Annotated in this window: 6 protein-coding genes; 1 reads left to right on the forward strand and 5 read right to left on the reverse strand. The window is 61.5% G+C overall.

Annotated elements, in window-relative coordinates:
• Positions 1 to 33: 33 nt before the first annotated feature.
• From fkpB to murJ, 5 genes are all read right to left on the reverse strand, one after another.
• Positions 34 to 471, reverse strand: coding sequence for an FKBP-type peptidyl-prolyl cis-trans isomerase (gene fkpB / locus RGM2987_RS11530; RefSeq protein WP_245140988.1), 438 nt, complete (start codon positions 469 to 471; stop codon positions 34 to 36).
• Positions 464 to 976 carry a signal peptidase II gene (lspA, locus tag RGM2987_RS11535; protein ID WP_245140990.1) on the reverse strand — a complete coding sequence of 171 codons (513 nt, stop codon included), beginning with the start codon at positions 974 to 976 and terminating at the stop codon, positions 464 to 466. Before lspA ends, fkpB begins: the two co-directional genes overlap by 8 nt.
• Positions 969 to 3,800, reverse strand: coding sequence for an isoleucine--tRNA ligase (gene ileS, locus RGM2987_RS11540; RefSeq protein WP_245140993.1), 2,832 nt, complete (start codon positions 3,798 to 3,800; stop codon positions 969 to 971). The genes lspA and ileS overlap by 8 nt, the downstream gene beginning before the upstream one ends.
• Positions 3,801 to 3,813: 13 nt before the next feature.
• Positions 3,814 to 4,752: a bifunctional riboflavin kinase/FAD synthetase gene (gene ribF, locus RGM2987_RS11545; RefSeq protein ID WP_245140996.1), complete on the reverse strand. Its 939-nt coding sequence runs from the start codon at positions 4,750 to 4,752 to the stop codon at positions 3,814 to 3,816.
• A gap of 129 nt (positions 4,753 to 4,881) precedes the next feature.
• Complete coding sequence (murJ, locus tag RGM2987_RS11550) at positions 4,882 to 6,420, reverse strand: murein biosynthesis integral membrane protein MurJ (protein ID WP_245140999.1); 1,539 nt, start codon at positions 6,418 to 6,420, stop codon at positions 4,882 to 4,884.
• Between the two features lie 254 nt (positions 6,421 to 6,674).
• Here murJ and rpsT point away from each other — a divergent pair, with 254 nt between their 5' ends.
• A complete protein-coding gene (gene rpsT, locus RGM2987_RS11555) occupies positions 6,675 to 6,953 on the forward strand; it encodes a 30S ribosomal protein S20 (RefSeq protein WP_003185593.1) in 279 nt (92 codons plus the stop codon).
• Positions 6,954 to 7,059 lie beyond the last annotated feature (106 nt).

Genomic DNA, 7,059 nt, shown 5'->3' on the forward strand with positions numbered 1-7,059 from the left:
AGCCCGCTCCCACAGGAGTCCGTGTTCGGTCAGTTACAGTGCCTTGACGTCGATGATTTCCACTTCAAAGTTCAAAGTCTTGCCCGCCAGTGGATGGTTGAAATCCACGGTCACCTGGGCGTCATCAAACGCTTTCACCACGCCCGGCAATTCGGTGTTGGCCGCATCGTTGAAGATCACCAGCAGGCCCTCGGACAGTTCCATGTCCTGGAACTGGGAGCGTGGCATGGTCTGAACGTTTTGCGGGTTGGGCTGACCAAAGGCGTTTTCCGGCGGTACGACCACGGTGCGCTTGTCGCCGGCCTTGAAACCGAAAATCGCCGCCTCGAAGCCAGGCAACAGGTTGCCATCGCCGACCTTGAACACCGCCGGTGCCTTGTCGAAGGTGCTGTCGACGGTGTCACCGTTCTCCAGGTGCAGGGCGAAGTGCAGCTTCACTTCGGTGTTTTGAGCGATACGCTGCTCAGTCATGGACGGCTTCTCCGGTTTTCTTGCTCTTGAACATGTCCAGGGCGAGCATCACGGCGCCCACGGTGATAGCGCTGTCGGCAAAGTTGAACGCCGGGAAATACCAACGGTTCTGCCAGTGCACCAGAATGAAATCGATCACGTGACCCAGGGCAATGCGGTCGTACAGATTGCCCAGCGCGCCACCGAGCACCAAGGCCAGCGCCACGGCCAGCCAGGTCTCGTTGCGCCCCAGGCGCTTGAGCCAGACCACCAGCACGCCGCTGACGACGATGGCGATCAGGGCAAACAACCAGCGCTGCCAACCGGAACTGTCGGCCAGGAAGCTGAACGCCGCGCCGGTGTTGTAGGCCAGCGTCCAGCTGAAGTAATCCGGGATGATCACAATCTGCTGGTACATCGTCAGCGAGTTCTCGAAGTGGAACTTGCTGGCCTGGTCGATGACCAGGACCAGCACGCTCAACCAGAGCCAGCCCAACCGTCCGAAACGGCCTGCTGCATTAGGCATAGTGGCGAACCTCACCGCTGCCGCTGATGTTGTCGACGCAGCGACCGCAGATCTCCGGATGCTCCGGGTTCACACCGACGTCTTCACGGCAGTGCCAGCAACGGGCGCACTTGACGAAGCTCGACTTGACCACTTTGAGTTTCAAGCCGGCCACTTCAGTGACCACGGCATCGGCCGGCGCCTGTACGAACGGCGCGACACTGGCTGTGGAGGTGATCAACACGAAGCGCAGCTCGTTGCCCAGTTTGGCCAGGTCGACGCCCAGGGCCTCTTCGGCGTAGAGGGTCACTTCGGCCTGCAGGTTGCCACCGACGGCCTTGGCCGCGCGCTGGATCTCCATTTCCTTGTTGACCGCGGCCTTGACCGCCATGATCCGGTCCCAGTAGGCACGGTCCAGTTCAAAGCCTTGCGGCAACTCGGTCAGGCCTTCGTACCAGGTGTTGAGCATCACTGATTCGTTGCGCTCGCCCGGCAGGTATTCCCACAGCTCATCGGCGGTGAACGCCAGGATCGGCGCGATCCAGCGCACCAGCGCCTCGCTGATGTGGAACAGCGCGGTCTGGCACGAACGGCGCGCCTTGCTGTTGGCGCCGGTGGTGTATTGGCGATCCTTGATGATGTCGAGGTAGAAACCACCCAGCTCCTGCACGCAGAAGTTGTGGATCTTCGAGTAGACGTTCCAGAAACGGTATTCGCCGTAGTGCTCCTGCAACTCGCGTTGCAGCAGCAGGGTACGGTCCACAGCCCAGCGGTCCAAGGCCAGCATGTCTTCGGCAGGCAGCAGGTCGGTGGCCGGGTTGAAACCGGTCAGGTTCGAGAGCAGGAAACGCGCGGTGTTACGGATGCGCCGGTAGGCGTCCGCGCTGCGTTGCAGGATCTGCTCGGAAACGGCCATCTCGCCGGAGTAGTCGGTGGACGCGACCCACAAGCGCATGATGTCGGCGCCCAGGGTGTCGTTGACCTTCTGCGGCGCGATCACGTTGCCCAGGGACTTGGACATCTTGCGACCGGCCTCGTCGACGGTGAAGCCGTGGGTCAGCAACTCGCGATACGGCGCGTGGTTGTCGATGGCGCAACCGGTCAGCAAAGACGAATGGAACCAGCCACGGTGTTGGTCCGAACCCTCCAGGTACAGGTCGGCGCGCGGGCCGGTCTCGTGGCCCATCGGGTGCGAACCGCGCAACACGTGCCAGTGGGTGGTGCCGGAATCGAACCAGACGTCCAGGGTGTCGCTGATCTTGTCGTACAGCGGTGCTTCGTCGCCCAACAGCTCGGCGGCATCCATCTTGAACCAGGCTTCGATGCCTTCGACTTCGACGCGCTTGGCCACTGCTTCCATCAGTTCGACGGTGCGCGGGTGCAGCTCACCGCTTTCCTTGTTCAGGAAGAACGGGATCGGCACGCCCCAGTTGCGCTGGCGGGAGATGCACCAGTCCGGACGATTGGCGATCATCGAGTGCAGGCGCGCCTGGCCCCAGGCCGGAACGAACTGGGTCTCTTCGATGGCCTTGAGCGAGCGCTGGCGCAGGGTGTCGCCGCTGGTGGGCTGCTTGTCCATGCCGATGAACCACTGCGCGGTGGCGCGGTAGATCAGCGGGGTCTTGTGGCGCCAGCAGTGCATGTAGCTGTGTTCGATGACGGTGGTGTGCAGCAGCGCGCCGACTTCGGTCAGCTTGTCGACGATGGCCGGGTTGGCTTTCCAGATGAACTGGCCGCCAAAAAATTCCAGCGATGGCACGTACACGCCATTGCTTTGCACCGGATTGAGGATGTCATCGTTGACCATGCCGTATTTCTTGCAGGTCACGAAGTCGTCCACACCATAGGCGGGCGCGGAGTGAACCACGCCGGTGCCGGCGCCCAGTTCCACGTAGTCGGCCAGGTACACCGGCGACAGGCGGTCGTAGAACGGGTGACGGAAATTGATCAGTTCCAGGGCCGAACCCGGCGCGGTAGCCAGCACCGAGCCTTCCAGGCCGTAGCGGGACAGGCAGGATTCGACCAGTTCTTCGGCCAGCACCAGCAGCTTGTCGCCGACGTCGACCAGGGCGTAGTTGAACTCCGGGTGGACGTTCAGCGCCTGGTTGGCCGGGATGGTCCACGGGGTGGTGGTCCAGATCACGATGGAGGCCGGTTTGTCCAACTGGCCCAGGCCGAACGCGGCAGCCAGTTTGGCTTCATCGGCGATCGGGAACGCGACGTCGATGGTCGAGGACTTCTTGTTTTCGTACTCGACTTCCGCCTCGGCCAGGGCCGAACCGCAATCGAAGCACCAGTTCACCGGCTTGAGGCCCTTGAACACGAAGCCACCCTCGACGATTTTCGCCAGGGCACGGATCTCGCCGGCTTCGTTCTTGAAGTCCATGGTCTTGTACGGGTTGGCGAAGTCGCCCAGCACGCCAAGGCGGATGAATTCGGACTTCTGCCCTTCGATCTGCTCGGTGGCGTAGGCACGGCACAGTTCGCGGGTCTTGTCCGCGCCCAGGTTCTTGCCGTGGGTGACTTCGACCTTGTGCTCGATCGGCAGGCCGTGGCAGTCCCAGCCCGGGACATACGGCGCGTCAAAACCCGACAGGGTCTTGGAGCGGATGATCATATCCTTGAGAATCTTGTTCAGCGCGTGACCGATGTGGATGGTGCCGTTGGCGTACGGAGGGCCGTCGTGCAGGACGAACTTCGGACGATCCTTGCCAATTTCGCGCAACTTTCCGTACAGGCCAATGCTGTCCCAACGCTGCAGAATCTGTGGTTCGCGCTGAGGCAGGCCGGCCTTCATAGGGAAGGCGGTGTCCGGAAGGTTTAGCGTGGCTTTATAGTCGGTCATTTAAGGCTCTTCATTAGCGATTGGCGCTGGTTGCGACAAGGGCACGGGCGGCGGCGATATCTGCATGGATCGCCGTCTTGAGCGCCTCCAGAGAGGCAAAACGCTGCTCTTCACGCAGCTTCTGGTGGAAAACCACCGTCAAACGCCGGTCATACAGATCGCCGGCAAAATCCAGAACATGTACTTCGAGGTGAGCCTTGCCATCTCCCTGGACGGTAGGCCGTACGCCGATATTGGCGACACCAGGCCAGGTCTTGCCGTCGATCACGACACTCACCAGAAACACCCCGGTCAGCGGCACACGACGACGCTTGAGTTGCACGTTGGCCGTCGGCGTACCCAGTTGGCGCGCCAGTTTCTGCCCGTGCAGGATCCGCCCGGCAATCCGGTACGGGCGGCCCAGCAAGCGCTCGGCCAGTTCGAAGTCGGCGGCTGCCAGGGCATTGCGGACCTGGGTGCTGCTGACGCGCAAGCCGTCCATTTCCACGGTCTGCGCCGCTTCGACGGTAAAACCCTTGGCAACGCCGGCTTGTTGCAGGTAGGCGAAATCCCCTGCCCGGTCACAGCCGAAACGGAAATCGTCGCCGACTTCCAAGTGTTTCACACCGAGACCGTCCACCAGGATGGTCTCGACGAACTCGGCGGCGCTGAGCTTGCTCAGACGATGGTTAAAGGCCAGGCACAGGACCCGGTCAACGCCCTCGGCCGCGAGCAGGTGCAGCTTGTCCCGCAGCCGGGCCAGACGGGCCGGGGCGGTGTCCGGGGCGAAAAATTCCCGTGGCTGCGGCTCGAAGATCACCACGCAACTGGGCACGCCCAATTCCAGCGCACGCTCACGCAGCCGCGCCAGGATAGCCTGGTGACCACGGTGAACACCGTCGAAGTTGCCAATGGTGGCGACACAGCCCCGATGTTGGGGGCGCAGGTTGTGGAGGCCTCGAACCAGCTGCATAACGCGCTTCTTGCTCATAAAGTGGCCGATTATAACCACACCCGGCGGCCGACGACAGGCAACACCGTAACCCAAAGTGCCCGAACCGACAAAACCACTGCCCGGCCCGGGATTATCGCGAGCCCGCGCTCAGCCCAAGGCCTTGCGGTTGAAGTCGCGCAGACGGAACCCCATCAGCAACAACATGCCGAAATATGCCACCACGCCCGCAACGACCAGCACGCCCAGGCGCAGGAAACGCTCGAGCATCTGCCCTTCGTCCCACGCCGGCATAAAGTGCATCGCCCCCAGCAGGACCGCCGACATCACCGCCACGGCCACCAGCAACTTGAGACCGAACTTGCCCCAGCCCGGCTGCGGTTGATACATCTTCTGCTTGCGCAGTTGATAGAACAGCAACCCGGCGTTGAGGCAGGCGCCCGCACTGATCGCCAGGGCCAGGCCGGCGTGGGCCAGCGGACCGATCAGCAACAGGTTGAACAGCTGGGTCATGACCAGGGTGAAAATCGCGATCTTGACCGGCGTACGGATGTTTTGCTGGGCGTAGAACCCCGGCGCCAGCACCTTGATCACGATGATCCCGAGCAGGCCCACCGAGTAGGCGATCAGCGCCCGCTGGGTCATCACGGCATCGAAGGCATTGAACTGGCCATACTGGAACAGCGAAACCGTCAGCGGCTCGGCCAGGATGCCCAGCGCCAGGGCACAGGGCAATACCAGCACAAAGCACAAGCGCAGGCCCCAATCGAGGATGCGCGAATATTCGTGGCGGTCCTGGCTGGCGTAGGTCTTGGCCAGGGTCGGCAACAGGATCGTGCCCAGGGCCACGCCGAGCACACCGGACGGCAGTTCCATCAGACGATCGGCGTAGTACATCCACGATACGGAGCCGGCCACCAGGAACGAGGCAAAAATGGTGTTGATGATCAGGGATATCTGGCTGACCGAAACCCCGAGGATCGCCGGCAGCATCTGCTTGAGCACCCGCCACACGCCGCTGTCACGCAGGTTCAGTCGCGGCAACACCAGCATGCCGATCTTTTTCAGGTGCGGCAGTTGATAGAGCAACTGCGCCAGGCCGCCCACCAGTACAGCCCAGCCAAGGGCCATCACCGGTGGATCGAAGTACGGCGTCAGGAACAGCGCGAACACGATCATGCTGACGTTGAGCAGGGTCGGCACGAAGGCCGGCACGGAAAAGCGGTTCCAAGTATTGAGGATCGCGCCGGCCAGGGACGACAGGGAAATCAGCAATATATAAGGAAAGGTCACCCGCAACAGGTCGGAGGTGAGCTGGAATTTTTCCGGGGTATCGGTGAAACCCGGCGCCGTGGCCCAGATCACCCAGGGCGCGGCGAGCATGCCGGCGGCGGTGACCAGGGCCAGCACCAACGTCAGCAGCCCGGTGACGTAGGCGATGAATGTGCGGGTCGCCTCGTCGCCCTTCTGGCTTTTGTATTCCGCCAGGATCGGCACGAAAGCCTGGGAAAACGCCCCCTCGGCGAAGATCCGCCGCAGCAGGTTGGGCAACTTGAAGGCAATGAAGAAGGCGTCGGTGGCCATTCCGGCACCGAATATCCGTGCGATCAACGTGTCACGAACGAACCCCAGGATGCGGGAAAGCATCGTGATAGAGCTGACGGCAGCCAACGATTTGAGCAGATTCATGAAAAGAGTTTTTGCCTGTCGATAAACAGCAGGCGAACTACGCGCCCACTTGTGCGATACTCCGCGCCGCTAAACAGCACAGCGCCAAAGCCCGCGAGTTTACAGGTCGCACGCCGGAAAGAAATCCTTCGGTGCGCAGGACCTGCCATTCAGCGGAACGCGTCACCCGCCCTTGACAAGACTTCAACTCATCGGCATGATTCGCGGCCTATTTTGTTTGCTATTTCCCAAAAAGTCTTTCGAGGAGCTCGACGGTGGCCAACACACCTTCCGCCAAAAAACGTGCAAAACAGGCTGAGAAGCGTCGCAGCCACAACGCCAGCCTGCGTTCCATGGTCCGTACCTACATCAAGAACGTAGTCAAGGCCATCGACGCAAAAGACGCTGAAAAAGCTCAAGCTGCTTACGTTCTGGCTGTGCCTGTTATCGACCGTATGGCCGATAAAGGCATCATCCACAAGAACAAGGCCGCTCGCCATAAGAGCCGCCTGAATGGCCACGTAAAGGCCCTGAACGTTGCCGCTGCTGCCTAAGCGACGCGCTCGTTAAAAAACCGACCTCAGGGTCGGTTTTTTATTGCCTGTGATTTCGCAAGCACCACCCCCTTCACTTAAGGACGTCACCGCCTCGTGGCGAGGG

It is taken from the genome of Pseudomonas sp. RGM2987, assembly GCF_022952855.1.
Classification (GTDB): Bacteria; Pseudomonadota; Gammaproteobacteria; order Pseudomonadales; family Pseudomonadaceae; genus Aquipseudomonas.

Bases quoted from the DNA above. Each gene is read 5' to 3' on its own strand.
- ribF (WP_245140996.1), bottom strand. From the start codon at position 4,752: ATGCAGCTGGTTCGAGGCCTCCACAACCTGCGCCCCCAACATCGGGGC.
- murJ (WP_245140999.1), bottom strand. From the start codon at position 6,420: ATGAATCTGCTCAAATCGTTGGCTGCCGTCAGCTCTATCACGATGCTT.
- fkpB (WP_245140988.1), bottom strand. From the start codon at position 471: ATGACTGAGCAGCGTATCGCTCAAAACACCGAAGTGAAGCTGCACTTC.
- lspA (WP_245140990.1), bottom strand. From the start codon at position 976: ATGCCTAATGCAGCAGGCCGTTTCGGACGGTTGGGCTGGCTCTGGTTG.
- ileS (WP_245140993.1), bottom strand. From the start codon at position 3,800: ATGACCGACTATAAAGCCACGCTAAACCTTCCGGACACCGCCTTCCCT.